Below are 25,582 nucleotides of genomic sequence, written 5' to 3' on the forward strand. Positions count from 1 at the left end.
GTGCGGCGCACCGGAGCGACGAGAGCCGCGGCATGAACGCCTTCGCCATCCCCGCCTCCCGCATCGGCGATGCCCGCCTTGCCGAGCGCCTGCGGCGCGAGACCGCGGGCGAGGTCCTGTTCTCGCCCGGCGACCGCGGGCGCTACGCGACCGACGCCAGCATCTACCAGGTCGAGCCGGTCGGGGTGCTGGTGCCGCGGCGGCTGGAGGACGTCGAGGCGGCGATGGCGATCTGCCGCGAGGAGGGCGTCCCCCTCCTGCCGCGCGGCGGCGGCACCAGCCAGTGCGGCCAGACCGTCAACCGCGCCCTGGTGGTGGACTGCAGCAAGCACCTGCGCGGCGTCCTCGCGGTGGACCCCGCGGCGCGCCGCGCGACGGTGCAGCCCGGCATCACCCTCGGCGCGCTGAACGAGGCGCTGAAGCCGCACGGGCTGTTCTTCCCGGTGGACCCCTCCACCTGGGCGCGCTGCACCATCGGCGGCATGGCCGGGAACAATTCCTGCGGGGCGAAGTCCATCCGCTACGGGCTGATGGCGGACAACGTCACCGCCATCGACGCCCTGCTCGCCGACGGCACGCGCTTCCGCTTCGCCGAGCTGCCCGACAATCTCGGCGCCGAGGTTCCCGCCGGCGTCGCCGACCTGATCCAGCGCCTGCGCGCGCTCGGGGCGCGGGAGGCGGAGGAGATCGCGGCCCGCTTCCCGAAGCTGCTCCGCCGCGTCGGCGGCTACAACATCGATGCGCTGACGCCCGAGGCGCGCGCCGCCGGCCGCGCCAACCTGGCGCGGCTGCTGGTGGGGAGCGAGGGGACGCTCGCCTTCTCCTGCGCGCTGGAGCTGAAGCTGTGGCCGATCAAGCCGCGCAAGGTCCTCGGCATCTGCCAGTTCCCGACCTTCCGCGCGGCGATGGAGGCGGCGCAGCACCTCGTCACGCTCGACCCGGAGGCGGTGGAGCTGGTGGACCGCACCATGATCGAGCTCGGCCGCTCGATCCCGATCTACCGCGCGACGATCGAGCGGATGCTGATCGGCGAGCCGGACAGCCTGCTGATCGTCGAGTTCCACGGGCACGAGGACGCGCCGCTCGCCGCCGCGCTCGGCCGGCTCGAGGAGATGATGGCCGATCTCGGCCATCCCGGCGCGGTGGTGCGCGCGACCGATCCCGCCTTCCAGGCCGCGATCGCCGAGGTGCGCGAGGCCGGGCTCAACATCATGATGTCCATGAAGGGCGACGGGAAGCCGGTCTCCTTCATCGAGGACTGCGCGGTCGCGCTCGCGGACCTCGCCGACTACACCGAGCGGCTGAACGAGGTCTTCGCCCGCCACGGCGTCAAGGGCACCTGGTACGCCCACGCCTCGGTCGGCTGCCTGCACGTGCGGCCGGTGCTGAACATGAAGGACCCCGCCGACGTCGCGCGCATGCGCGCGATCGCCGAGGAGTGCTTCGCCCTGGTGCGCGAATACAAGGGCAGCCATTCCGGCGAGCACGGCGACGGCATCGTGCGCTCCGAGTTCCACGAGCCGATGTTCGGCCCCCGCATCGTGCGCGCCTTCGAGGAGGTGAAGGACGCCTTCGACCCGCGCGGCCTGCTCAACCCGGGACGGGTCGTCCGCGCCCCGCGCATGGACGACCGCAGCCTGTTCCGCTACCCGCCCCACTACCGCGCCGACCCCGCCGTGACGCCCGCGCTCGACTGGTCGGCCTGGCCGGGGCCGCAGGGCGGGCTGCTCGGCGCGGTGGAGATGTGCAACAACAACGGCACCTGCCGGAAATTCGACGCCGGCGTGATGTGCCCCTCCTACCGCGCGACGCGCGACGAGCGGCACGTCACGCGCGGCCGCGCCAACACGCTGCGCCTCGCCCTGACCGGCCAGCTCGGGCCGGGAGCCCTCGCCTCCGACGCGGTCCACGAGGCGCTGGCGCTCTGCGTCTCCTGCAAGGGCTGCCGGCGCGAATGCCCGACCGGCGTGGACATGGCGAGGATGAAGATCGAGGCGCTGGCGGCGCGCGCCCGCAGCCGCGGGATCGGCGCGCGGGACCGCCTGATCGCCACCCTGCCGCGCTGGGCGCCGTTCGCCAGCGTCGCCCCCTTCCTCGCCAATGCGCGCGACGCCATCCCCGGCCTCCCGGCGCTCACCGAGCGCTGGCTCGGCCTCGCGCGCGGACGCCGCCTGCCCCGCTTCCGCCGCGACGCCTTCCACGACGACGAGGCGCAGGTCCACGCGCCGGACCTGCTGCTGTTCGCCGACACCTTCAACCGCTACTTCGAGCCGGAGAACCTGCGCGCCGCGCTGCGCGTGCTCGGCGCCGCGGGCCGGCGCGTCGCCGTGGCGCGGCCGCCGCGCGGCGCGCGCCCGCTGTGCTGCGGCCGCACCTTCCTCGCCGCCGGCCTCGTCGAGCAGGCGCGCGCCGAGGCGCGGCGCATGGTCGCGGCGCTCGCCGCCTCCGACGCGCCGGTGATCGGCCTCGAACCCTCCTGCCTGCTCACCCTGCGCGACGAGTTCCCCGCCCTGCTCCCCGGCGCGGAGACGGAGCGGCTCGCCGCGCGCGCCTTCCTGCTCTCCGAATGGCTCGCGCGCGAGAACCCGGCGCTGGCCCTGAAGCCGGTCGCGCCGGCCGCGCACATACACGGCCACTGCCACCAGAAGAGCTTCGGCGCCTTCCCCGCCGCGGTCGCGGCGCTGCAGCGCGTCCCCGGTCTCAAGGTGACGCCGATCGCCTCCTCCTGCTGCGGCATGGCGGGCGCCTTCGGCTACCAGGCCGAGACCCTTGCCGTCTCCAGGGCGATGGCCGAGCTCGCGCTGCTGCCCGCCGTGCGCGCCGCGCCGCCCGGGCACCTGATCGTCGCCGACGGCACCTCCTGCCGGCACCAGATCCGCGACCTCGCGGGGCGCGAGGCGCTGCATTCCGCCCGCGTGCTGGAGCGCGCCCTGGCGTGAGCGGCGCCCCCGCCCCCGACGCCATCCTCGCCTTCTGGTTCGAGGGCGACCGCGCGACCTTCCGCGAGCACTGGTTCCGGCCCGACCCCGCTCTCGATGCCGCGATCCGCGCGCGCTTCGGCGCGCTGGTCGCCCCCGCCGCCGTCGGCGCCCTCGACCCCTGGGCGGCGACGCCCGAGGGCGCGCTCGCCCTCTGCCTCCTGCTCGACCAGTTCCCGCGCAACCTCCACCGCGGCACCCCGCAGGCCTTCGCCTGCGACCCCGAGGCGCGCGCGATCGCCCGCGCCGCCGTGCTGCGCGATCGCCACGACCCACGCCTGACCGCCACCGAGCACGTCTTCCTCTACCTCCCCTTCGAGCATGCGGAGGACATGGCCGACCAGGACCTCTCGGTCGCGCTGTTCGAGGGGCTGCGCGACGACCCCGCGCATCGCGGCCCCGCCGGAACGATCGCGTATGCCTGGCGCCACTGGCACGTCATCCGGCGGTTCGGCCGCTTCCCCCACCGCAACGCCGTCCTGGGGCGCGCGAGCACCGCGGCGGGACGGGCCTACCTGGCGCGGCCCGGCGCCGGGTTCTGAGCGGGCGGGTTGCATCGCGCCTCGTGACATCCGCGCCAAGCGATGGCACCCTCGGGACCGTTCCCGCCCGGGACCGGTTCCGCCATGCCGCCACCGTCGCCGACCTTCCTCGACTTCGCCGCGCTCTGCGAAGCCGTTTACGATGCTTCCGTCTCCACCGTCGCCGGTTTCACGCGCTTCAACGACACGCGGCGATGGTCGGGCTTCCAGGGGGCGATCTACCGCAAGCCCACCGGAAAGGGCCTGCTGCACGTCGTGGCCTTCGCCGGGACGCAGCTCGACAAGGGAGATGCGGCGGACGTCCTCGCCGATGTCGGCTTCGGCGGCTCGCTGGTCGGGACGCTGGCCGGATCGGTGGGCCCCGCGCTCGGCCCGCTCGGCGGGCCGGGCCTCCTCGCGTCCCTGCTCTCCGCCGCCGGGCAAGCGCTGCTGTCCCAGCAGTGCGCCAGCGCCGAGGAGCTGCTCGACATCGCAAGCGCCACCGCCGGACCGAACGACCGCATCCTCCTCACCGGCCACTCGCTGGGCGGCGGCATCGCGCAGATCGTCGCGGCGCGGCGCGGCGTGCCGGCGGTCGCCATCTCCGCCCCGGCGGTGACCGCGGTCGAAGGCGTGGCGGCGGCGTGGACGCGCAGCAAGGCGCCGATCGCCTGCCTGCAGGTGCGCAACGACCCGATCAACCAGACCGTGCACCTCGGCGGCTGGCTCGGGCGCTGTTTCCTCCTGCCCAGCCCGCGCACCGGCCTCGCCGCGCACTCGATCGCCGGGACCCGCGCCGAGCTCAGCCCGCAGGGACCGTTCAGCACCCTCGGCGCGCGCGACCCCTTCGCTCCCTGAGCGCGGGCCGGCCGGCGCGCCGGCCGCGGCGGCGCCGCGTCCGCCGCCCCTCGCCGGACGGCGGCGGGAGAGGCATCATCGGCGCGCATCGAGGGGAGTCGGCGATGGCAGGGGCTCTGGAGGGAAAGGTCGCGCTGGTCACCGGCGCGGGGAAGAACATCGGCCGCGCGATCGCGCTGCAATTGGCGCGCGACGGCGCCGCCGTGGTCGTCAACGGGCGCTCCGACCGCGCCGCCGTCGAGGCGGTCGCGGGCGAGATCGCGGCCATGGGCGGCCGGGCCGTCGCCCACCTCGCCGACGTCTCGGACCCGGACGCGGTGGCGCGGATGGTCGAGCGCGCGGCGGCTGAGCTGGGCGGCATCGACATCGCCGTGTCCAACGCCGGGCTGCGGCGGCAGACACCGTTCCTCGCCATGTCGCTCGCCGAGTGGCGGGAGATCATGTCGGTGGCGCTCGACGGCGCGTTCATCCTGGCGCGGGCCGTCGTGCCGCACATGATCCGCCGCGGCGGCGGCGCCATCGTGGGGCTGTCGGGCGTCTCGACGCATATCGGCACGCCGAACCGCTGCCACGTCTCGGCCTCCAAGGCGGGTCTCGAGGGGCTGATGCGCGCGCTCGCGGTGGAGCTCGCGCCGCACGGCATCCGCTGCAACTGCGTCGCGCCCGGCACCGTCGAGACGGTGCGCGGCGCCTCCGCCGGGGCGCAACCGAGCACGCTCGGCGAGGCCGCGGTGCCGCTTCGCCGCCGCGGGACGGTGGAGGAGATCGCCGCCGTGGTGCGCATGCTGGTCGGCCCGGAGGGCGGCTACGTCACCGGCCAGACGATCCATGTGAACGGCGGCCTCTTCCTGACCTGAGGCGGCGCCGGGGCGCCCCGGCCGCTCCGTGCGCGACTGGGCCGGACCCGCTTTCGCCCGGCCGGGCCTGCCGCGACGGTTCCGGCGCGCCGCGGCCGGCATTAGGCTGCGCCGCAGCGGCCGTCCGCGCCATCGGCGCCGGCCGTGGGCGGACCGCAGGGAGGAGGACGCGATGGCGACGACCTATTTCACGGTGCGCGCGGTGGTGGCCGATCCCGCCGACCGCCCGCGCTTCGACCAGTGGTACGAGACGGAGCATCTGCCGGATGCCGCCGCGGCCTTCGGCGCCCGGCGCGCCTGGCGGGCCTGGAGCCGCACCGATCCCTCCGTCCACTTCGCCTTCTACGAGTTCCCCGACGCCGCGGACGCGGAGGCGGTCCTCGCCTCGCCGGCGCTCAAGGCGCTGATCGCCGAGTTCGACCGCGTCTGGGGCGCGCGGGTGACGCGCACGCGCGACATCCTCGAGACGGCGAGCGAGACCGCGCGGCCCTTCTCCTGATCCGCCCCGCCGCCGCGGCCCCGCTCAGGCGCTGCCGCCCGCGAGCGGCCCGGCCGAGCCGCGCCGCGGCAGGCGGGAGGCGAGGGCGAGGCCGAGCCCGTTCCCCGCCGCCGCGATCGCGATCGCCCCGGCATAGCCTCCGGTCAGGTCGAACAGGCGTCCGGCCACCACCGGGAGCGTCACCGCCGCGGCGCACCAGGCGATGTAGATGCGCCCGGCGATGCGGCCGTACTGCGCGGCGCCCCAGTACACCGCGACGGCGGCCGCCGTGCTGCCGCTGACGAGGCCGTAGCCCATGCCGATCATGGCGAGGGCCGCCACCGCGGCCGCCGGCCCGGGAAAGGCGAGCAGCAGCGCGTCCCCGGCCAGCGCCAGCGCGTGCGCGCCGGCCATCACCCGCGGCGCGGAGAAGCGGTCGGCGAACCAGCCGCCGCCGATCCGCGCCGCCGCGATGCCGCCGGTGATCGCCGTCGCGGCGAACAGGGCCAGCGCCTTGCTTCCCCCGTAGGCCTCCACCATCGCGGCGGCCTGGCCGAGCACGGTGAGGCCCGCCGCGGCGGCGAGGAAGAACACGGCCCAGAGCCGCCGGAAGATCCGGCCCCCGCCCGCGGCCTGCCCGGCCGCCGCGCCGCCGCCGGCGGGCGCCGGCGGGGCGGTCACCGTCATGCCCGCGGCGGCGGCAAGCAGCGCCGCGAGGAGGCCGGCCGCGGCGAGCGTCGCCGCGAGGGCGCCCAGCGTCGCGCGCAGCCCCCACGCGCCCAGCGCCCAGCCGAACAGCGGCGCGCCGATCATCGCGCCGGCCGGGAACAGGCTGACGATGAAGCCGTTCACAAGTCCCTGGCGGCGCCCGCCGCCCAGCATCAGGTTCACGCCCTGCAGCAGCAGGACGTAGGCGGCGCCGCCGCCGAGCCCGAACAGCACGCCATAGCCCAGCGCGAGCTGCGCGACGCTCGCCGCGCCGGCCGCGAGCGCCATTCCCAGCGCGGACACCGCCCCGCAGCCGGCGACCAGCAGCCAGAGCCGCGCCAGGCGATAGAGCGCCGGTGCCAGATTCATGCCGGCCGTGAAGGCGACGATCGAGAGGCCGAAGACGAAGGACAGCTCGGCGCGGCGTGCCGCGAGCGCCGCCTCGAGCGGGCGGACGAACACGCTGAACGCATAGACCGTGCCGAGCGGCAGGTTCAGCGCGACCACCGCGGCAAGCGCCATCGCCAGGCGCCGGCGCCGGTCCGGCGGTGTCCTCCGCGCCGTCGTCACGGGACGATCCCGGGCGCGCGCCGCGGCGCGCCGGCGCCGCCCGGCGACGGCGCACGGCACCGGCGCCGGTTGCGCCGCGGGGCCGCGGCCGGCACGCCGGCGCGGGTCGGGACATGGGTGGGTTCGGGATCGCGCACCGCCATCTCCTTCCGCGCCTCCGGGACCGCCAAGGGCCGCGGGACTCCCGCTGTCGCACCGCCCAGCATCGGCAGCCTATCGCCGCGCGCCGCCGGCCCCGGGCGCCTCGGCCGCGGCGAGCCTGTTCGCCGGCGCGCCCGCCGGCCAGAGATGCGCCCGCCAGCGCAGCGCGACCGCCAGCGCGAGCAGCAGGCCGAGGCCGGCGTACAGCGACGCCGCGGCCGCGAACCCCGCCCGCTCGACCGCCGGCCCCGCCGCCAGCAGCCCGATCGGCAGCCCGTACACCGCCAGCATGCGCAGCCCCATCACCCGCCCGCGGAACGCCTCCCGCGACACCCGCAGCAGGAGGACCGCCATCGGCACCATGCAGAAGCTCTGCACGAAGCCCGCGAGGGCGAGCAGGACCATCCCTGCGGCCGCGCTCTCCTGGCGCGAGAAGACGAGGAGCAGCGCGAACCAGAGCAGGCACGCCACCACCATCGTCCGCCCCGGCCGCAGCCGCACGCCCCACACGCCGAGCGCAAGCGAGCCGGCGAGCGCCCCGCCGGCGAAGCTCGCCGCCAGGTAGCCGAGGCCGGCGCGGTCGATCCCGTACACGTCCCGCGCGACATGGGGCAGCAGCCCGCCGGAGAGCGGATAGGCCGCGAGGTTGGCGAGGAAGGCGAGGCAGAGCGCCGCCAGCAGGGGCGGCGTGGTCCAGGCGTGGACGATCCCCTCGCCGAGATCGCGCCAGGCCGAGGCGGCGCCGGCCGCCCGCGCCGCCTCCCCGGCGCCCCGCGGCTCGCCGATGCGGAGCGTGAGCGCGAGGCTCAGCAGATATAGGCCCGTCAGCGCCAGGCAGGCGTGGGCCATGCCGAGCAGACCGCCCAGCCCGGCGCCGGTCAGCGCGCCGGCGACGCGCGCCGCGTCGGCGCTGGTGCGCGCGATGCTCATCGCGCCCATCAGGAGGCCCGGAGGCATGGTGGCGCCGATCAGGGCGTTGCGCATCCCGATGTCGGACGGACGGACCAGGCCGGAGAGCGCCGCGACGAGGATCACCGGCACCGGCCCGAGCAGGCCGGTGAAGGCGAGCAGGGCGAGGACCGCGGCGAGCAGCGCGTAGGCCGCGCGCATGGCGCAGAGCACGGTGCGGTGGCCTGCCCGGTCGCCCATCACGCCGTACAGCGGCGAGATCAGCGTGCCGAAGGACTGCAGCGCGGCGAAGACGGTCAGCCAGACGACCGAGCCGGTCTCGGCGAGCACGTACCAGCCGAGGATCAGGGTCTCCATCTCGAAGGCCCAGGAGGTGGCCAGATCGGCCGGCCACTGGAACCGGAAGCTGCGCTGCCCGAAAGGCGCGAGGAGGGAGGTGCGGCGGATCGTGCTCACCCGGCGCGGCCCCTCCGCGCCCTCGTCCGGCATTCCCCGGCGGGCGGCCTGCGGCCGCGATTCCCGGGGCCGACTGCCGGCACGGGGCGGCCCCGCGCGCGGGGAAGGCGTCCGGACGGCCCGCAGGCGGCGCTTGACGGCGCGCGTGCCGCCCGCCGATGGTCGGCGCGGAGGAGGCCCGCCCCATGCTGACGATCTACGGCTGCTATCGCTCGCGCGCGTCGCGCGCCATCTGGCTGGCCTACGAGATCGGCCTCCCCTTCCGTCTGGTGCCGGTGATCCAGGCCTATCGCCTGGCCGATCCGGACGCGCCCGGCGCGCCGCTGCACACCCGCTCCCCCGAATTCCTGAGGATCAATCCGAACGGCCGCATCCCCGCCGTGGATGACGACGGGCTGGTGCTGTGGGAATCGCTGGCGATCAACCTCTACCTCGCGAGGAAGTATGGCGGCGCGCTCGGCCCCGCCGACCTCGCCGAGGACGGGCGCATGACCATGTGGGCGCTGTGGGCGGCGACGGAGGTCGAGCCGCACGCGCTCCAGGTGCTGATGCACCGCGCCGCGAAGCCGCCGGCCGAGCGCGATCCGGCGGCGGCCCGGGCGGCGGTCGAGGCCCTGCGGGCGCCTCTGGCCGTGCTCGACCGGGAACTGGCCGGCAAGGACTTCCTCGTCGGCGGACGCTTCACCGTCGCGGACCTGAACCTCGCCGAGGTGCTCCGCTACGCGCTTCCCGCGCCGGAGCTGTTCGAGGCCGCGCCGGCGGTGCGCGCGTGGCTTGCGGCGTGCCATGCGCGGCCGGCCTTCAAGCGCATGATGGCGGAGCGGGAGCGCGAGCCCGCCTGAGCGGCGGCGCCGCACGGCCGGGACGGCGGCGGCGCGCTCCCTCGGCGCCCCGGCATCGCGCAGGAGAAGGAGGCCGCCGTGAAATTCGCGCTGCATTTCGGCAACAACACCTTCCCGGACCCCGCCGGCGCGGTGCGGCTCGCCCGCCTCGCGGAGGCGGCCGGGTTCGACTCGCTGTTCGCCGTGGATCACGTCGTCATCCCCGACGACTACCAGAGCCCCTATCCCTACGCGGCGAGCCGCCGGCTGCCGGGCGGCCGCGCCACCGCCTATCCGGACCCGCTGATCTGGCTCGCCTATGTGGCGGCGGCGACGACGCGCCTGCGCCTCATGACCGCCGTCCTCATCCTGCCGCAGCGCCATCCGCTGGTGCTGGCGAAGCAGGCCGCGACGCTCGACCGGCTGAGCGGCGGGCGCTTCGAGCTCGGCATCGGCGTCGGCTGGCTGCGCGAGGAGTTCGCCGCGCTCGGCGTGCCGTTCGAGCGCCGCGGCAGGCGCGCCGACGAGTATGTCGCCGCGATGCGCGCCCTCTGGCGCGAGGACGGCGCGCGCTTCGCCGGCGAGTTCGTCCGGTTCGAGGGCGTGAGCTGCAACCCGAAGCCGGTCGCGGGCAGAATCCCGATCATCGTCGGCGGCCATACCGAGGCGGCGGCGCGGCGCGCCGGGCGCCTCGGCGACGGCTTCTTCCCCTCGATCGGCGCTCAGGTGGACGTGATGCCGCTGCTCGAGGCCGCGCGCCGCGCGGCGGAGGCGGCGGGACGCGACCCGCGCGCGGTCGAGATGATCACCGGCTGCCCCGACGCCCTCCCCGGCTCCGGCAAGGACCCGCTGGCGGCGGTCGAGGAGCGGCGGCGGCGCGGCATCGGCCGGATCGCGCTGCCGGTCGGCGCCTTCCTGCCGGATCTGGAGGAGAGCCTGCCGCGCTTCGGCGAGCGGGTCATCCGCCACTTCGCGCCCCCCTGACCCGGCCGGCCGCGCGTCACATCCGCTTGCCGGCCGTCCAGCCGCCGTCCACGGTGAGGACGGCGCCGGTGATGAAGCCGTTCTCCTCGGAGGCGAGGAACAGGATCGCGCGGGCGATCTCGTCCGGCTCCGCCCAGCGGCCGAGCGCGTGGATGTCGCGGATCATCTGCGCGTAGGCGGGGTCCTGGAAGTAGCGCTCCGTCAGCGGCGTGCGCACCACCCCGGGCGCCACCGCGTTGACGCGGATGCCCTTGTCGCCGAGCTCGAGCGCCATCTGCCGCGTCAGCCCGACGACGCCGTGCTTGGAGGCGGTGTAGGCCGCGCGCTTCGGCGCCGCCATCAGCCCGAGGGTGGAGGCGAGGTTGACGATCTGCCCCGGCCTGCCCTGCGCCACCAGCCGGCGCGCGAAGGCCTGGCTGGTCAGGAAGGTGCCGGTGAGGTTGACGCCGATCACCCGCTGCCATTCCTCGAAGGGCAGGTCGAGCACGCTGACGATCTCGCGGATGCCGGCGGAGTTCACCAGCACGTCGAGCCGGCCGAGCGCCGCCTCCGCCGCCTCGACGAACCGCGCCGCGGAAGCGGGGTCGGCCACGTCCACCTCGATCGCGTGCGCCTCGCCCCCGTTGCGGCGGATCTCCTCCGCGGTGGCCTGCGCGCGCGCGAGGTCGAGGTCGCCGACGGCGACGCGCGCGCCCTCCCTTGCCGCCGCGTGGCACACCTGCTGGCCGATCCCGCTGCCGCCGCCGGTGACCAGCACTGCCCGGTCCTGGAACCGCATCGCCTCGTCCTCCCGGTTTCGCCCGGCGGCAGGATCGGACAGCTCTCCCGCCCGCGCAACGGCGGGCGTCGGGGAGCGCCGGTCGGGCGCAGGCCCGGCCGGCCGAGCGGCACGCCGGCGGAGCGGGGGGCCGCGGAGCGGATCGCGGACCGCCGGAAACCGCCGGAAGCGTGAATCGGCGCGACAAGCGACGAGCCGGAGCCGTCGCGGCGGGCACGACCGATCGGAGACGGCGCTAGGCCGCCGGCTGCGCTGCGGCGCTCCTCCGCCGGCGCTCTGCGGCCACCGCCTCGGCCAGCGCGCGCAGCACCTCCGGCACGCCCTCCCCGGTCGCGCCCGAGACCAGCATCACCGGCCGCCCGGCGGCGCGCTCCAGCGCCCTGCGCCGGCTCGCCCGCGCCTGCGGCGTCATCGCGTCCACCTTGTTCAGCGCGACGATCTCCGGCTTCTCCGCGAGCCCGTGGCCGTAGCCGGCGAGCTCGGCGCGCACGGTGCGATAGGCCCTGGCGACGTCGGGCTGCGTGCCGTCCACCAGGTGCAGCAGCACGGCGCAGCGCTCGATGTGGCCGAGGAAGCGGTCGCCGAGGCCCGCGCCCTCGTGCGCGCCCTCGATCAGCCCGGGGATGTCGGCGAGCACGAACTCCTCCGTCGCGCCCAGGCGCACGACGCCGAGCTGCGGATGCAGCGTGGTGAAGGGGTAGTCGGCGATCTTCGGCCGTGCCGCGCTGACCGCGGCGAGGAAGGTGCTCTTCCCCGCGTTGGGCAGCCCGACCAGCCCGGCGTCCGCGATCAGCTTGAGCCGCAGCCAGATCCAGCGCTCCTCGCCGGGCTGGCCCTTGTCGGCGCGGCGCGGGGCGCGGTTGGTCGCGCTCTTGTAGTGCGCGTTGCCGAAGCCGCCGGCGCCGCCGCGCGCGACCACCACGCGCTGGCCCGGGGCGGTGAGGTCGGCGATCAGCGTCCGCTTGTCCTCGGCCAGGACCTGGGTCCCGACCGGAACCCGGAGCACCACGTCCGGGGCATCGGCGCCGGTGCGGTTGGAGCCCGCGCCGTTGCCGCCCTTGCGGGCCCGGAAATGCTGCGTGTAGCGGTAGTCGATCAGCGTGTTGAGGCCCTCGACCGCCTCGACGACCACATCCCCGCCCTTGCCGCCGTCGCCGCCGTCGGGGCCGCCGAATTCGAGGAACTTCTCGCGGCGGAAGGCGACGACGCCGTCGCCGCCGTCGCCCGCCTTCACCCAGACCTTGGCCTCGTCGAGAAACTTCATGGCAGGAAGGATCGCCTGGAACGACGACGGGGGCCTCGCGGCCCCCGTCGGATCGGCCCGGTATTGCCTGGCGGCGCTACTCGGCGGCCGCGGGGGTGGCGGCCGGCGGGTACACGCTGACGTACACGCGCCCTTCGGCCTTGCGCTCGAAGCGCACATGGCCGTCGATCGCCGCGTGCAGCGAATGGGTCCGCCCGACCAGGACGTTGCGCCCGGGACGCACCCGGGTGCCGCGCTGCGTGACGATGATGTTGCCGGCCAGCACGAACTGCCCGTCGGAGCGCTTCACGCCGAGCCGCTTGCCCGCAGAATCGCGCCCGTTGCGCGACGAGCCGCCGGCCTTCTTGTGTGCCATCTCTGCTGCCCTCCGGGTCTCAGGCCGCCGCCGGCGCCGCGGCGCCGCCGTTGATGGCGGCGATGCGCAGCACGGTCTGGTGCTGGCGGTGGCCCTTCTTGCGCCGGTAGTTCTTGCGGCGCTTCTTCTTGAACACGATGATCTTGCCGCCGCGGTTCTGCTCGACCACGGTCGCGGTGACGGTGGCGCCGGGCACGGTCGGGTTGCCGATGGCGAGCCCGCCCTCGCCGCCGACCATCAGCACCTCGTGGAAGGTGACGGTGGCGCCGGGTTCGGCCTCGAGCTTCTCGACGGTGAGAATCGCGTCGGGCGCGACGCGGTACTGCTTCCCGCCGGTGCGGATCACTGCGTAGGTCATGGGGGTCCTGCGTCGGTCCGGCCGTGCCGGGGATGCATGCGACAGCCGACGCCCCGCCAGGCGGGCCGCCGGAGAGAGCGGGGCTATAGCGGCTGGCCGCCCGGGCGTCAACGCGGCGGGCGGCGCCCGCGTCCCCCGGGCGGGGCGCCGGGCCGGCAGCGGCACCCGTCCGCGATCGCCTTGCACGGCCGGCGGCGGCGGTCCAGCCTCCCTCCGCCACTCCGCGGAGGACCATGGGATGAGCGGGACAGCACCGCCCTCGCCGGCCGGGCTTCCGGTCCACGTCATCGCCCGCGAGATCGCCGCCCGGCGGCTGTCGCCGGTCGAGCTGGTCGAGGACTGCCTCGCGCGCATCGCGCGGCTGGAGCCGCGGCTCGGCGCCTTCGTCGCGGTGCACGCCGCGGAGGCCCGCCTCGCCGCCGAGGCGGCGGACAAGGCGATCCGCGCCGGCCACGCGGTCGGGCCGCTGCACGGCATCCCGGTCGCGCTCAAGGATCTCGTGGAGATCGAGGGCCAGGTCGCGACCGGCGGCAGCGCGGTCTGGCGGAACCGCGTGGCGCGGCGGACGGCCACGCTGGCGCGCCGCCTGATCGGCGCCGGGATGATCCTCCTCGGCAAGACCCACACGGTGGAGTTCGCCTTCGGCGGCTTCGGCACCAACCAGCACCTCGGCACGCCGCGCAACCCCTGGGACGCCGCGGAGGCGCGCACGCCGGGGGGGTCGAGCAGCGGCTCGGGCGTGGCGGTGGCGGCGCACCTCGTGCCCTGCGCGATCGGCACCGACACCGGCGGCTCGGTGCGGCTGCCCGCCGCCTGGTGCGGCATCACCGGGCTCAAGACCACGATCGGGCGCATCAGCACCCATGGCGTGCTGCCGCTCAGCCCCACCCTCGACACGCCGGGGCCGATGACCCGCAGCGTCGAGGATGCGGCGCTCCTGCTCGCGGTGCTGCAGGGGGCGGACCCGCGCGATCCGAAGACCCTCGGGCTGCGCGACGCCGAGCCGATGCCCGCGCTGCGGCGTGGCGTCGCGGGGCTGCGCCTCGCCCGGATGCCGGAGGCCGAGCGCCGCGACGTCCACCCGGAGGTGCTCGCCGCCTACGACCGCTCCCTCGAGGTGCTCGGCGGCCTCGGCGCGGAGATCGTCGCGCTCGACCTGCCGCGCGGCTTCCGCGAACTCGGCGCGCTCAACGGCCGGATCATGTCCGCCGAGGCCTATGCGCTGCTCGGCGACATCGCCGACGACCCCGCCCAGCCGATGGACGAGGCGGTGCGCCCGCGCATCCGCGCCGGCGCCGCCCTCTCCGCGCGCGACTACCTCGCCGCCCTGGCCGAGCGCGAGCGGCTGAAGGCCGGGTTCGCCGCCGCGATGGAGGGCGTGGACGCGGTGCTGACGCCGACCACGCTCACGCCGCCGCTCCGGCTCTCCGAGGTGGACCAGGAGACGACGCCGGCGGTGCTGACGCGCTGGGTGAACCTGCTCGACCTCTGCGCCCTCGCCCTGCCCAACGGCTTCACCGCCGGGGGCCTGCCGACCTCGCTGCAGATCGTCTGCCGCGGCGGGGAGGAGGCGATGGCGCTGCGCATCGGCTGGGCGTACCAGAACGCGACCGACTGGCACGAGCGCGTGCCGCCGCTCGCCGCCTAGAGCCGTTCGCGGGCGGCCGGGGACAGCCGGGGGCGTGACCGGCTCCGGGGACGACGCGCCAGGGTCGCCGCCGCGGGCACAGCCGAGCGAAAGCGGCCCTAGCGGCGGTGCCGCCCGGCTTGGCGCGCGGCGACGGCTGCCGCCTACTGTCGGCGGAGCCGATTCGCGCCCCCGGCCGTCCCCGGCCGTCCGCGACCGGCTCCGGAGACGGCCTTCCCCGCACCGCAACGGAGCCGCGACGCATGTCCCCCGAGATCCTCCGCGAGCTTGCCCCGACCGGCGTCCTGCGCGCCGGCATCAACCTCAGCAACTTCCTGCTCGTCACCGGCCGCAGCCCCGCGGGCGAGCCGGAGGGGGTGGCGCCCGACATGGCGCGCGCGCTCGCCGAGCGGCTCGGCGTGCCGGTGCGCTACGTGCCCTACCCGCGGCCGGGCGAGCTCGCGGACGCGGTGGGGACCGGCGCCTGGGACGTCGGGCTGATCGGCGCCGAGCCGCAGCGCGCCGAGAAGATCGCCTTCAGCCCCGCCTACTGCGAGATCGAGGCGACCTACCTGGTGCCTGCCGGCTCGCCGATCGCCTCGATCGCGCAGGTGGACCGCCCCGGGGTGCGGATCGCGGTCACCGCGCGCTCGGCCTACGACCTCTGGCTCGCGCGCAACATCCGCCATGCGACGCTGGTGCGCACGGAGACCCTCGACGCCGCCTTCGAGCGCTTCGTCGCCGAGGGGCTCGAGGTGCTGGCCGGGCTGCGCCCGCGCCTGCTCGCCGACGCGGAGAAGCTGCCGGGCTCGCGCCTCCTGGAGGGCAGGTTCACCGCCGTGCAGCAGGCGATCGGCACGGCGCGCGCGAATGCGGCCGGGGCCGCGTTCCTGCGCGCCTTCGTCGAGGAGGCGAAGGCCTCGGGCCTGGTCGCGCGCCTGATCGCGCGCCACAAGGTGCGCGGCCTGTCGGTGGCGCCGCCGGCCTGAGGCGGCGGCGCGCCGCCGCTACCGCCCCATTCCCTGCGACACGCCGAGCGCCGGCGCCGACGTCCGCCCGCCGTCCACGACGTACTGCGCCCCGGTGACGTTGCTCGCGAGGTCGGAGCAGAGGAACAGCACGACGTTCGCCACCTCCTCCGGCGTGCCGTAGCGCCGGAGCGGGATCGCGGCGGCGTAGCGCTCCTCCACGCTCTCCGGGTTGTTCGGCGAGACCTGGCGGGCGATGTCCTGCACCATGCGCGTCGCGATCGGCCCCGGGCAGACCGCATTGACGCGGATGCCGAGCGGCCCGACCTCGCCCGCCGCCACCTTGGTCAGCCCGATCACCGCATGCTTGGAGGCGACATAGGCCGGCATCCCCGCGGTGCCGACCAGCCCGGCGATCGAGGCGGTGTTCACCACCGCCCCCCGCCCCTGGCGGATCATCACCGGCAGCACGTGGCGGAGGCCGAGGAACACGCCCTTGACGTTGACCGCCATCACCGCGTCGAAGACCGCCTCGTCGTACTCGGCGGTCGGCGCGATGCGGCCCTCGATGCCGGCGTTGTTGTGGAAGCAGTCGATCGCGCCGAAGGCGTCGAGCGCCGCCTGCACGTAGCCCTGCACGTCGGCCGCGCGGGTCACGTCCGCGGCGCAGAAGATCGCCCGGCCCCTGCCGATCTCGGCGGCGAGCGCGGCGCCCGCCTCGGCGTCGCGGTCCACGACCACCACCTTCGCCCCGCCGCGGGCGAAGCCGAGCGCGACGGCGCGCCCGATCCCGTTGGCGCCGCCCGTCACCACCGCCACCTTGCCGCTGAAGTCCATGCCGGGTCCCTCCCGCTGCTCCGCGGGGGCGACCTTAGCGCGGACCCGACGCGAGTCGCAGCCGGGAGGCGAATCGCCCCCGCGCCCGGCGCGTCGCGAGGGATGGCGGCGCGGGGCCTCCCTGTGCACGCAGGCCGGTCCGCCGTAGGTTGCGGATCGGCAGGGGCGGGCGCGACCGGCGCGCCGCGGCGGAATCCGGCAGCGGCCGGCCCGGCGGGGGTCCTCGGCGGCAGGCGAACCGCGGCGGCCGCTGCGCGACAGGGGGCGAGGGGCAGCAGGGTTCCTTCCGGATGCGACAGGCGGCGAACACGCGGCGCGAGGGCCCTGGCCGGCCCGAGGCGGGCGCCGGCAAGGCGCGACCGGCGCGCCGGCCGGGACCGCCATCCGCGACGATCCGTGCCGTGCCTGCGGCATGTCCGGCCGTCACGTCCGGGCGGCTCGGGACGCGTCCGTGCTGAGGGCCCAGGGCCGCGCCCCCGACAGGGAGGCCGGGCAGGCCGCGGCGGCGACCCGCCGCATCGCGGCCCTGCTCGCGGTCGCCGGGGGAGCGCTGGCGGCGATCGCCACGCTCGGCCCGCGCGTCCTGGACATCCGCGACCTCGGCTGGCTGCTGCACGGGACGCTGGGGCCCGATCCGGTTTCCTACCTGCTCGCCTGGACCTATTTCGCCGCCTCGCCCTGGTCCTGGCCGCCCGGCCTCAATCCCGGCTACGGCCTCGAGCTGTCGAGCGCGCTCTTCTACGCCGACGCGCTGCCGCTGCTCGCCTTCGCCGCCAAGGCGCTGCGGCCGCTGCTCGACATCCCGCAGTACTGGGGCCCCTGGCTGGCGCTGAGCGCGGCTCTCCAGGCCGGCTTCGCCTGGCGGCTGCTGGGGCTCGCGGTCGCCGACCCGGTGGCGCGGGCGCTCGGCGCGGTGCTCTTCGCCTGGCAGCCGATGCTGCTGAACCGGATGGGCGGGCACTTCGCGCTGGCGGCGCAGTGGGCGCTGCTCTGGGCGCTCTGGCTCTGCCTCCGCGATCCGCCGCGGCGCCAGACGCTGCACTGGGCCGCCTGCCTCGGCACCGTGGCGATGCTCAATGCGTACATCCTGGCGATGGGCGCCGGGCTCTGGGCGGCGGACTGGCTGGCGCGGCTGCTGCGCGCGCGCGGCGAGGGCGGGATCGGCGCCGGGCGGCTCGCGGTGCAGGCGGCGGTGGTGCCTGCGGTCGCCGCGGCGGCGCTCTGGGCCGCGGGCTTCTTCACCATCGCCGGCCGGCTCGTGCCCGTGGGGCCCGGCTATGCCGAGACCCAGCTCGACCTGACCGCCCCCTTCGACGCGGTCGAGTGGGGCCGGCTGCTGCCGGCGCTGCCCGGCCTCCGGCACTGGGAGCATGGCGGGTCCTATCTCGGGGCCGGGACGCTGCTGCTGCTGGCGGTCGCGGCGGGGCTGCTCGGCCGCGGCCGGCCACGGGCGGCGCTGCGGCGCCATGCGGTGCTGGTCGCGGCGCTGGCCGCCATGCTCGCCTTCGCCGTGTCCCATCGCGTGGCCGTCGCGGGCCACGTGGTCGTGCTGTTCGAGCTGCCGGAGCCGGCGCGCCCGCTGGCCGACCTGCTGCGCGCGTCGGAGCGCTTCTTCTGGCCGCTGGCCTATGCGGCGATCTTCGCGGCGATCGCGCTGGTGGCCGGGCGGCTGCCCCGGCGGTCGGCGCGCCTGCTCCTCGCCGCCGTCCTCGCGCTGCAGATCGCCGACATCGAGGCGGGCATGGCGCGGGTCCGTGCGCTGGTCGCCGCGGCGCCGCCGGCCACGGCGGAGCGGCTGGCGGACCCGTTCTGGGAGGAGGCGGCCCGGCGCTACCTCCGGGTGCGCGCGGTGCCGGCCGGCAATTTCGGCCCGCACTGGGAGGAGATCGCGCGCTTCGCGGCGCGACACGGGCTGCCGACCGACGCCGTCTATCTCGCGCGGGTGGATCCCGATGCGGTCGCGGCCCTCAACGCCCGTGTCCTGGGCGATCTGGCGGCGGGGCGATGGGAAGGCGGGACGCTCTACGTCCTGCGCGACGCTGCGACGTGGACGCTGGTCGCGGCGCGGGCCGATCCGACGCGGGACCTGCTCGCGATCGTGGACGGCGTGTCGGTCTTCGCGCCGGGCTGGCACGCGCCGTGATCCGGCCTGCCGGGCTGGCTCCGCGGGGGCAGCCGGGGAGGACACGCGAGCGCCGCCGGGCACGGCCGGATGCGCCGCGGCCGTGCCCTTGCGGCTTTGCGGCCTTCCGCCGGCCCGGGGCGCCCATCGCCCTTCCACGCGGCGGCCCCGCTGGCCGGAGGGGGCATGACCACCGTCGCGCGATGCCTGCGCGCGGCCGCCCGCGCCGGCCGTCCGGCGGACCGCTGCGAGACAGGGGGGCGGGACCCGCGACGGCCCATCGGCCGCGCCACGGCCCTCACGCCGTTCCGCTGCCGCGACCTCCGGCACGCCGTGGCGGTGGGCCGGCTGCAGGAGGGCGGGGGCATCCTCCCGCGGGCGCGCCACCTCGACGAGCACCGCGTCCCTGGCGCCGGCGGCGATCGTCATCCCCCGCGGGCGCCATCTCGGGCATCCGGCGGGAGATCCTGCGGACCGGGCGCGGGCCTGGCCGTCTTCTCCGACCCGGGTGGGGCAAACGGTGGCGCAGTCGCGGCCGGCGAGGGCGACGACCGGCATGGTCCTCGGGGTGCCACGGCGCGGAACTGGCGGAGAGGGTGGGATTCGAACCCACGGTGCGGGTCACCCCGCACAACGGTTTTCGAGACCGCCCCGTTCGACCGCTCCGGCACCTCTCCGCGAACCGGGACCGTCCTATTAGATACCGGCGCCTCGCGGTGCAACCGCGCGCCGCCGCCGTTCCGGCGCCCCGCGCCCTCTCGGCACGGTGGCGCGCTCTTCCCACTGCCAGGCGCCGGCAGACCGGCCCTCCCCGGCCCTGCCACCCGACGCGCGGCACCGCGGCGCCGTCGCCGCCGCGGCCCGCCCGGTCTCAGGCGGCAGCGGCGGCGTCCGCCTGCCCGGTGTCCTCCGCCTCGCGCTTCGGGCCGCTGCCCAGCCCCTTCGCCGCGGGATTGCGGTCCACCAGCTCGATCACCGCCATGGTCGCGGAATCGCCCTGGCGGATGCCCGCCCGCAGCACGCGGCAGTAGCCGCCGGGGCGGGTGCGGTAGCGCTCCGCCAGCTCGCCGAACAGCTTCGCGACCACCGCCTCGTCCATCAGCTTGGCATAGGCCTGGCGGCGCGCGTGCAGCCCGCCACGCTTGCCGAGCGTGATGATGCGCTCGACATAGGGCCTGAGCTCCTTGGCGCGCGGCAGGGTCGTGGTGATCTGCTCGTGCCTGAGGAGCGAGGTCGCGAGGTTGCGGAGCATGGCGAGCCGATGATCCGTCGGCCTGCCGAGCTTCCGGCCGGAGACGCCGTGGCGCATGATATTATCCGATCCCTAGACCTTCGCCGTGCTCAGAACGGCTCTTCGAGCTTCTTCGCAAGCTCCTCGATGTTCTCCGGCGGCCAGCCCGGCACGGTCATGCCGAGCGACAGGCCCATGGAGGCGAGGACCTCCTTGATCTCGTTCAGCGACTTGCGGCCGAAGTTCGGCGTGCGGAGCATCTCCTGCTCGGTCTTCTGCACCAGGTCGCCGATATAGACGATGTTGTCGTTCTTCAGGCAGTTCGCCGAACGGACGGAGAGCTCGAGCTCGTCCACCTTGCGCAGCAGGTTGCGGTTGAAGGGGAGCTCCTCGCGGACCTCCTCCACCTTGCGCTCGCGCGGCTCCTCGAAGGTGATGAAGAGCTGGAGCTGGTCCTGCAGGATGCGGGCGGCGAGGCCGACCGCGTCCTCGGGCGTGACGGTGCCGTTGGTCTCGACCGTCAGCACCAGCTTGTCGTAGTCCGTCACCTGGCCGACGCGGGTCGGCTCCACGCGGTAGGCGACGCGGCGCACCGGCGAGTAGATCGCATCCACCGGGATCAGGCCGATCGGCGCGTCCTCCGGCCGGTTCTGCGCCGCCGGGACGTAGCCCTTGCCGGTCGCGACCGTCAGCTCCATCGAGAGCTTGGCGCCCTCGTCGAGGGTGCAGAGCACCAGCTCGGGGTTGGCGATCTCGATGTCGCCGGTGGTCTGGATCTGCCCCGCCGTCACCTCGCCGGGCCCGGTCGCGGTGAGCTGCAGGCGCTTCGGCCCCTCGCCCTGGTAGCGGATGGCGAGCTGCTTGATGTTGAGGACGATGTCGGTCACGTCCTCGCGCACGCCCGGGAGCGAGCTGAACTCGTGCAGCGCGCCGTCAATGCGCACCGCCGTGACCGCCGCCCCCTGCAGCGAGGAGAGCAGCACGCGGCGCAGCGCGTTGCCGAGCGTCATGCCGAAGCCGCGCTCCAGCGGCTCGGCGACGATGGTGGCGAAGCGGCTCGGGTCCGCGCCCGGCTCGACCTCGAGCTTCTCGGGGCGGATCAGCGAGCGCCAATTCTTCTCGATCACGGTCCGTCTCTCCTCTGCCCCCGCGCCGCGCGGCACGCGCTCAGACGCGGCGGCGCTTGCGCGGGCGGCAGCCGTTGTGCGGAATGGGGGTCACATCGCGAATGGCGGTGATGTTGAAGCCCACGGCCTGCAGGGCGCGCAGCGCGCTCTCGCGGCCGGAGCCGGGGCCGCTGACCAGGATCTCCAGCGTCTCCATGCCGTGCTCGCGCGCCTTGCGGCCGGCATCCTCGGCCGCGACCTGCGCGGCGTAGGGCGTGGACTTCCGGCTGCCCTTGAAGCCCTGGCTGCCGGCCGAGGACCAGGCGATGGCGTTGCCCTGCGCGTCGGTGATGGTGACGATGGTGTTGTTGAAGGTCGCGAGGACGTGCGCCACGCCGGTGGCGATGTTCTTGCGCTCCTTCCTGCGGACGGGGCCGGCGCCGCGGGCGCCGGCGCGGGGCTCACGCGCCATCTTACTTCGTCACCTTCTTCTTGCCGGCGATCGGCACCGCCTTGCCCTTGCGCGTGCGCGCGTTGGTGTGGGTGCGCTGGCCGCGCACCGGGAGGTTCCGCCGGTGCCGCAGGCCGCGGTAGCAGCCGAGGTCCATCAGGCGCTTGATGTTCATCGCCACCTCGCGCCGCAGGTCGCCCTCGACGCGGTACTCGCGGTCGATCAGCTCGCGGATGCGGAGGACCTCCTCGTCGGTGAGCTGGTTCACCCGCCGGTCCTCGGGGATCCCGAGCTTCTCGCAGATGTCCTTCGCGTTCTTCGGGCCGATCCCGTAGATGTAGCGGAGGCTGATCACCACCCGCTTGTTGGTGGGGATGTTCACGCCGGCGATGCGCGCCACGTCGTCTCTCCTGGAGCCCGTCGCTCCTTCTCGCGCCGGCCGCCGCCGGCGAGGGGTGTCCGCAAGGTTTCAGGCAATGGGAATGGGCGGCCGGAACGCGCCCCGGCCGCGGAGGCCGGGGACATACCGCCTGGCCCCCGCCTCGTCAAGTCTGCGTGGGGGGCGGCGCCTCCGGCCCGGCGCCGGCCAGGATCGCCTCGATCTGGCGCGCCACCTCGTCCATCGGCGCCATCCCGTCCACCACGCGGAGCTTCCCCTGGGCCGCGTAGTAGGGCAGCAGGGGCGCGGTCTGGCGATGATAGGCCTCGAGCCGGGCCTTGACCGTCTCGGCCTTGTCGTCGGCGCGGCGGGTGAACTCCGTCCCGCCGCAGACGTCGCAGACGCCCGGCGTGCGGGGCCGCTTGAAGCGGTCGTGATAGCCCTCGCCGCAGCGCGCGCAGGTGAAGCGGCCGGAGATGCGCTCGACCAGCGCGGCGTCGTCCACCCGCAGCTCGATCACATGATCGAGCGCGAGGCCCTTCTCGCGCAGCATCCGGTCCAGCGCCTCGGCCTGCGGCACGGTGCGGGGGAAGCCGTCCAGGATGAAGCCCCGGGCGCAATCCGGCTGCGAGACGCGCTGGGCGAGCATGGCGGTGATGATGGCGTCGGGGACCAGCTCGCCCCGCTCCATGATCGCCTTCGCCTCGCGCCCGATCGCGGAGCCCGAATTCACCTCGGCGCGCAGCATGTCGCCGGTGGAGATCTGGGCGAGGCCGTACTTCTCCGCCAGCCGTTTCGCCTGGGTGCCCTTGCCCGCCCCCGGAGGGCCCAGAAGGATGAGGTTCATCGCCCGCGTGCTCCCGGCTGCGTCCCGCGCCCGCCGAGCCGCGCCTTGCGGATCAGGCCCTCGTACTGGTGGGCGAACAGGTGGGACTGGATCTGCGCCACCGTGTCCATGGTGACCGAGACGATGATCAGCAGCGAGGTGCCGCCGAAATAGAAGGGCACGCCGTAGTTGCTGATCAGGATCTCCGGCAGCAGGCAGACCAGGACCAGGTAGAGGGCGCCCACCGCCGTCAGCCGGGTGAGCACCCGGTCCAGGTACTCGGCCGTGTTCTGCCCGGGGCGGATGCCCGGGATGAAGCCGCCGTACTTCTTGAGGTTGTCCGCCGTCTCCACCGGATTGAACACCACCGCCGTGTAGAAGAAGGCGAAGAAGACGATCAGCCCCGCGTAGAGGGCCATGTAGAGCGGCTGCCCGTGCGCGAGCAGGTCGGCGATGGTGCGGAGCAGGCCGGGCTCCGCCGCCACGTCCGTCGAGAAGCCGGCGATCGTGGCCGGCAGCAGCAGCAGCGAGGAGGCGAAGATCGGCGGGATCACGCCGGAGGTGTTGATCTTGAGCGGCAGGTGCGTGCTCTCGCCGCCGAACATCCGGTTGCCGACCTGGCGCTTCGGGTACTGCACGGGGATGCGGCGCTGCGCCCGCTCGACGAACACCACGAAGGCGATCACCGCCAGCGCGATGGCGAGGAAGGCGAGCACGAAGAAGGTCGAGAGCGCGCCGGTGCGCGCCAGCTCCAGCGTCGCGACCAGCGCGCTCGGCAGGTTGGCGACGATCCCGGCGAAGATGATCAGCGAGATGCCGTTGCCCACCCCGCGCGCCGTGATCTGCTCGCCGAGCCACATCAGGAACATCGTGCCGCCGGTGAGCGAGACGACGCAGGAGATGCGGAAGAACCAGCCCGGGTCGTACACCGCCGCGCCGAACTGGCCGCGGATCCCCTCGAGCCCGATGGCGATGCCCCAGGCCTGGAACACCGCGATCAGCACCGTGAGGTAGCGCGTGTACTGGTTGAGCTTCTTCCGCCCCTGCTCGCCCTCCTTCTTGAGCTGCTCCCAGGCGGGGATCGCGGCCGTCATCAGCTGCACGATGATCGAGGCCGAGATGTAGGGCATGATGTTCAGCGCGAACACCGTCATGCGCCCGAGCGCGCCGCCGGTGAACATGTCGAACATGCCGAGGATGCCGCCGCCGTGCTGGCGCAGCAGCTCGCCCATCACCGCCGGATCCACGCCGGGGACGGGGACGTAGGTGCCGATTCGGTAGACGATCAGCGCCCCCAGCGTGAACCAGATGCGCTTCTTGAGCTCGGTCGCCTTGGCCAGGACGCCGAGGTTGAGATTGGCCGCGAGCTGCTCGGCGGCGGATGCCATCAGCGATCCTCCTCGCGGCGGCGCCGGCGGAACGTTCGCTTCCCGTCCACGCCGCCGCCGCGCGTTCCTACGCCTCAATTGCGGCCCGGCGCCCGGTGGGGCAAGCGCACCGCGCGGTCCCCCGCGCCCGGCGCGCGCCGGGGCGACGACGCAGCGGCGGCTCGTTCCCTGTGGCCCCGCCGCCTCGCCGCGCCCCCCTCAGGCCGTCGCGGCGCCGGCTTCGGCCGGCGCGGCGGCCGTCGTCGTCACGCTGCCGCCCGCCGCCTGCACCGCCGCGATCGCCGCGGCGGAGGCGCCGGAGACGGTGATCGTCACGGGACGCCGGATCGCGCCCTTGGCGAGCAGCCGCACGCCGGCGTACTTCGGCGCCGCCCGCACCACGCCGGCCGCGCGCAGCATCGCCTCGTCGATCGGCCGGTCGGCGGGCAGGCGCCCGGCCTCGATCGCCTTGTCGAGCACGCCGAGGTTGAGCGGCGCATACACCTTGCGCGAGCGGTTGACGAAGCCGCGCTTCGGCAGGCGCCGGTAGATCGGGAGCTGGCCGCCCTCGAACCCGTTCAGCCGGACGCCGGTGCGCGCCTTCTGGCCCTTGACGCCGCGCCCGCCGGTCTTGCCCTTGCCCGAACCGATGCCCCGGCCGATGCGCTTGGCCTTCTTGCGCGCGCCCGGATTGTCGCGGATCTCGTGCAGCTTCATCTCAGCCACCCTGCCCCGCCACGGTCTCCTCCACCTTCACCAGGTGGGCGACCTTGCGGATCATGCCGCGCACCGCGGGCGTGTCCTCGAGCTCGCGCGTGCGATGCATCTTGTTGAGGCCGAGTCCGATCAGCGTCTGGCGCTGGTCGGACTTGCGGCCGATCGGCGATCCGATCTGCGTCACGCGGATCGTCTTCTTCGGGGCGTCAGACACCGTGCGCCTCCTGCGCCGCCGCGGCGGCCGCGCGCTGCTCGCCCGGCCGCGGACCGAGGATGTCGGAGACCTTCTTGCCGCGCCGCGCCGCCACCGCGCGCGGGCTGGTGCACTTCGCGAGCGCCGCGAAGGTCGCCTTGACCATGTTGTGCGGGTTGGTCGAGCCGGTGCACTTCGCGACCACGTCGCTGATGCCGAGCGTCTCGAACACCGCCCGCATCGGGCCGCCGGCGATGATGCCGGTGCCCGGCGGCGCGGAGCGCAGGATCACCCGGCCGGCGCCGAACTCGCCGATCACGTCGTGGTGCAGGGTGCGGCCCTCGCGCATCGGCACCCGGATCATGCTGCGCTTGGCCTGCTCGGTGGCCTTGCGGATCGCCTCCGGCACCTCGCGCGCCTTGCCCGCCCCCCAGCCGACGCGCCCCTTCTGGTCGCCGACGACGACGAGCGCGGCGAACGAGAAGCGCCGGCCGCCCTTGACCACTTTGGCGACGCGGTTGATCGCGACGAGCTTGTCCTGCAGCTCCTCGCCGCCCTCGCCGCGCTCGCGCTCGCGCTGGCTGTCCCGGCGGGCGCGGTCGCGGTCGCTGCCCCCGCCCCCGCCGCGCCGGCGGCGCTGCGGCTGGTCGCCGGCCGGGGGCTCGGCGCCCGTCGCAGCCGCCGCCTCGGCCGGATTCGTCGGTTCACGTGCCATACGACTG

26 protein-coding genes and 1 tRNA gene are annotated in these 25,582 nt (G+C 75.2%); 10 read left to right on the forward strand and 17 right to left on the reverse strand.

Features of this window, described 5'->3' with window-relative positions:
• Window positions 1-32: 32 nt before the first annotated feature.
• The 5 genes from K1J50_RS01345 (at window position 33) to K1J50_RS01365 (ending at window position 5,713) form a co-directional block, all read left to right on the forward strand.
• Window positions 33-2,939: an FAD-binding and (Fe-S)-binding domain-containing protein gene (locus K1J50_RS01345; RefSeq protein WP_220115629.1), complete on the forward strand. Its 2,907-nt coding sequence runs from the start codon at window positions 33-35 to the stop codon at window positions 2,937-2,939.
• Entirely contained in the window at window positions 2,936-3,520 is a 585-nt protein-coding gene (locus K1J50_RS01350; protein WP_369413496.1) for a DUF924 family protein, read from the forward strand. The genes K1J50_RS01345 and K1J50_RS01350 overlap by 4 nt, the downstream gene beginning before the upstream one ends.
• A gap of 84 nt (window positions 3,521-3,604) precedes the next feature.
• Window positions 3,605-4,357 carry a hypothetical protein gene (locus tag K1J50_RS01355; protein ID WP_220115630.1) on the forward strand — a complete coding sequence of 251 codons (753 nt, stop codon included), beginning with the start codon at window positions 3,605-3,607 and terminating at the stop codon, window positions 4,355-4,357.
• Between the two features lie 104 nt (window positions 4,358-4,461).
• Window positions 4,462-5,214, forward strand: coding sequence for an SDR family NAD(P)-dependent oxidoreductase (locus K1J50_RS01360; RefSeq protein WP_220115631.1), 753 nt, complete (start codon window positions 4,462-4,464; stop codon window positions 5,212-5,214).
• A gap of 172 nt (window positions 5,215-5,386) precedes the next feature.
• Window positions 5,387-5,713, forward strand: coding sequence for a hypothetical protein (locus K1J50_RS01365; protein ID WP_220115632.1), 327 nt, complete (start codon window positions 5,387-5,389; stop codon window positions 5,711-5,713).
• Between the two features lie 24 nt (window positions 5,714-5,737).
• On the opposite strand, the gene K1J50_RS01370 is transcribed toward K1J50_RS01365, so the two are convergent.
• Together K1J50_RS01370 and K1J50_RS01375 are read right to left on the reverse strand one after the other, a co-directional pair.
• Window positions 5,738-6,970: an MFS transporter gene (locus tag K1J50_RS01370; RefSeq protein WP_220115633.1), complete on the reverse strand. Its 1,233-nt coding sequence runs from the start codon at window positions 6,968-6,970 to the stop codon at window positions 5,738-5,740.
• A gap of 213 nt (window positions 6,971-7,183) precedes the next feature.
• The gene (locus tag K1J50_RS01375; RefSeq protein ID WP_255574803.1) at window positions 7,184-8,476 is read right to left on the reverse strand and encodes an MFS transporter; all 1,293 of its coding nucleotides are present in this window, start codon (window positions 8,474-8,476) and stop codon (window positions 7,184-7,186) included.
• A 185-nt stretch (window positions 8,477-8,661) separates the two neighbouring features.
• Here K1J50_RS01375 and K1J50_RS01380 point away from each other — a divergent pair, with 185 nt between their 5' ends.
• Entirely contained in the window at window positions 8,662-9,318 is a 657-nt protein-coding gene (locus tag K1J50_RS01380; protein ID WP_220115635.1) for a glutathione S-transferase family protein, read from the forward strand.
• A 78-nt stretch (window positions 9,319-9,396) separates the two neighbouring features.
• The gene (locus K1J50_RS01385; protein WP_220115636.1) at window positions 9,397-10,281 is read left to right on the forward strand and encodes an LLM class F420-dependent oxidoreductase; all 885 of its coding nucleotides are present in this window, start codon (window positions 9,397-9,399) and stop codon (window positions 10,279-10,281) included.
• Between the two features lie 16 nt (window positions 10,282-10,297).
• Here K1J50_RS01385 and K1J50_RS01390 read toward each other — a convergent pair whose 3' ends face one another.
• The 4 genes from K1J50_RS01390 to rplU form a co-directional block, all read right to left on the reverse strand.
• Window positions 10,298-11,059: an SDR family NAD(P)-dependent oxidoreductase gene (locus K1J50_RS01390; RefSeq protein ID WP_220115637.1), complete on the reverse strand. Its 762-nt coding sequence runs from the start codon at window positions 11,057-11,059 to the stop codon at window positions 10,298-10,300.
• A 235-nt stretch (window positions 11,060-11,294) separates the two neighbouring features.
• Window positions 11,295-12,323: a GTPase ObgE gene (gene obgE / locus K1J50_RS01395; protein ID WP_220115638.1), complete on the reverse strand. Its 1,029-nt coding sequence runs from the start codon at window positions 12,321-12,323 to the stop codon at window positions 11,295-11,297.
• 76 nt (window positions 12,324-12,399) lie between these two features.
• Window positions 12,400-12,678 (reverse strand): 50S ribosomal protein L27, encoded by a 279-nt coding sequence (gene rpmA / locus K1J50_RS01400; protein WP_220115639.1) that lies wholly within the window; start codon window positions 12,676-12,678, stop codon window positions 12,400-12,402.
• 19 nt (window positions 12,679-12,697) lie between these two features.
• A complete protein-coding gene (gene rplU, locus K1J50_RS01405; protein ID WP_220115640.1) occupies window positions 12,698-13,036 on the reverse strand; it encodes a 50S ribosomal protein L21 in 339 nt (112 codons plus the stop codon).
• A 238-nt stretch (window positions 13,037-13,274) separates the two neighbouring features.
• Here rplU and K1J50_RS01410 point away from each other — a divergent pair, with 238 nt between their 5' ends.
• The gene (locus tag K1J50_RS01410) at window positions 13,275-14,684 is read left to right on the forward strand and encodes an amidase (RefSeq protein ID WP_220115641.1); all 1,410 of its coding nucleotides are present in this window, start codon (window positions 13,275-13,277) and stop codon (window positions 14,682-14,684) included.
• 242 nt (window positions 14,685-14,926) lie between these two features.
• Window positions 14,927-15,652, forward strand: coding sequence for an ABC transporter substrate-binding protein (locus tag K1J50_RS01415; protein ID WP_220115642.1), 726 nt, complete (start codon window positions 14,927-14,929; stop codon window positions 15,650-15,652).
• A gap of 18 nt (window positions 15,653-15,670) precedes the next feature.
• Here the strand turns inward: K1J50_RS01415 and K1J50_RS01420 are convergent, their stop codons facing one another.
• A complete protein-coding gene (locus tag K1J50_RS01420) occupies window positions 15,671-16,468 on the reverse strand; it encodes an SDR family NAD(P)-dependent oxidoreductase (protein ID WP_220115643.1) in 798 nt (265 codons plus the stop codon).
• A 451-nt stretch (window positions 16,469-16,919) separates the two neighbouring features.
• Between K1J50_RS01420 and K1J50_RS01425 the strand changes: the two genes are divergently transcribed.
• On the forward strand, window positions 16,920-18,611 hold the full coding sequence (locus K1J50_RS01425) for a DUF6311 domain-containing protein (protein ID WP_220115644.1): 1,692 nt from the start codon (window positions 16,920-16,922) through the stop codon (window positions 18,609-18,611).
• Between the two features lie 564 nt (window positions 18,612-19,175).
• Here the strand turns inward: K1J50_RS01425 and K1J50_RS01430 are convergent.
• From K1J50_RS01430 to rpsE, 10 genes are all read right to left on the reverse strand, one after another.
• A tRNA-Ser gene (locus tag K1J50_RS01430) sits at window positions 19,176-19,267 on the reverse strand.
• A gap of 194 nt (window positions 19,268-19,461) precedes the next feature.
• Window positions 19,462-19,899, reverse strand: a complete 438-nt coding sequence (gene rplQ / locus K1J50_RS01435; RefSeq protein WP_220115645.1) for a 50S ribosomal protein L17 — start codon at window positions 19,897-19,899, stop codon at window positions 19,462-19,464.
• Between the two features lie 32 nt (window positions 19,900-19,931).
• Complete coding sequence (locus tag K1J50_RS01440; protein WP_220115646.1) at window positions 19,932-20,948, reverse strand: DNA-directed RNA polymerase subunit alpha; 1,017 nt, start codon at window positions 20,946-20,948, stop codon at window positions 19,932-19,934.
• A 40-nt stretch (window positions 20,949-20,988) separates the two neighbouring features.
• On the reverse strand, window positions 20,989-21,399 hold the full coding sequence (gene rpsK / locus K1J50_RS01445) for a 30S ribosomal protein S11 (RefSeq protein ID WP_220115647.1): 411 nt from the start codon (window positions 21,397-21,399) through the stop codon (window positions 20,989-20,991).
• Window position 21,400: 1 nt separating this feature from the next.
• The gene (gene rpsM, locus K1J50_RS01450; RefSeq protein ID WP_220115648.1) at window positions 21,401-21,778 is read right to left on the reverse strand and encodes a 30S ribosomal protein S13; all 378 of its coding nucleotides are present in this window, start codon (window positions 21,776-21,778) and stop codon (window positions 21,401-21,403) included.
• 145 nt (window positions 21,779-21,923) lie between these two features.
• Window positions 21,924-22,604 carry an adenylate kinase gene (locus tag K1J50_RS01455; RefSeq protein WP_220115649.1) on the reverse strand — a complete coding sequence of 227 codons (681 nt, stop codon included), beginning with the start codon at window positions 22,602-22,604 and terminating at the stop codon, window positions 21,924-21,926.
• Window positions 22,601-23,971, reverse strand: a complete 1,371-nt coding sequence (gene secY / locus K1J50_RS01460; protein WP_220115650.1) for a preprotein translocase subunit SecY — start codon at window positions 23,969-23,971, stop codon at window positions 22,601-22,603. The genes K1J50_RS01455 and secY overlap by 4 nt, the downstream gene beginning before the upstream one ends.
• Window positions 23,972-24,169: 198 nt before the next feature.
• On the reverse strand, window positions 24,170-24,667 hold the full coding sequence (gene rplO / locus K1J50_RS01465; protein WP_220115651.1) for a 50S ribosomal protein L15: 498 nt from the start codon (window positions 24,665-24,667) through the stop codon (window positions 24,170-24,172).
• 1 nt (window position 24,668) lies between these two features.
• Complete coding sequence (gene rpmD / locus K1J50_RS01470) at window positions 24,669-24,881, reverse strand: 50S ribosomal protein L30 (protein ID WP_220115652.1); 213 nt, start codon at window positions 24,879-24,881, stop codon at window positions 24,669-24,671.
• A complete protein-coding gene (rpsE, locus tag K1J50_RS01475) occupies window positions 24,874-25,575 on the reverse strand; it encodes a 30S ribosomal protein S5 (RefSeq protein ID WP_220115653.1) in 702 nt (233 codons plus the stop codon). Before rpsE ends, rpmD begins: the two co-directional genes overlap by 8 nt.
• Between the last annotated feature and the right edge of the window lie 7 nt (window positions 25,576-25,582).

The organism is Caldovatus aquaticus, assembly GCF_019458025.1.
Lineage (GTDB): Bacteria > Pseudomonadota > Alphaproteobacteria > Acetobacterales > Acetobacteraceae > Caldovatus > Caldovatus aquaticus.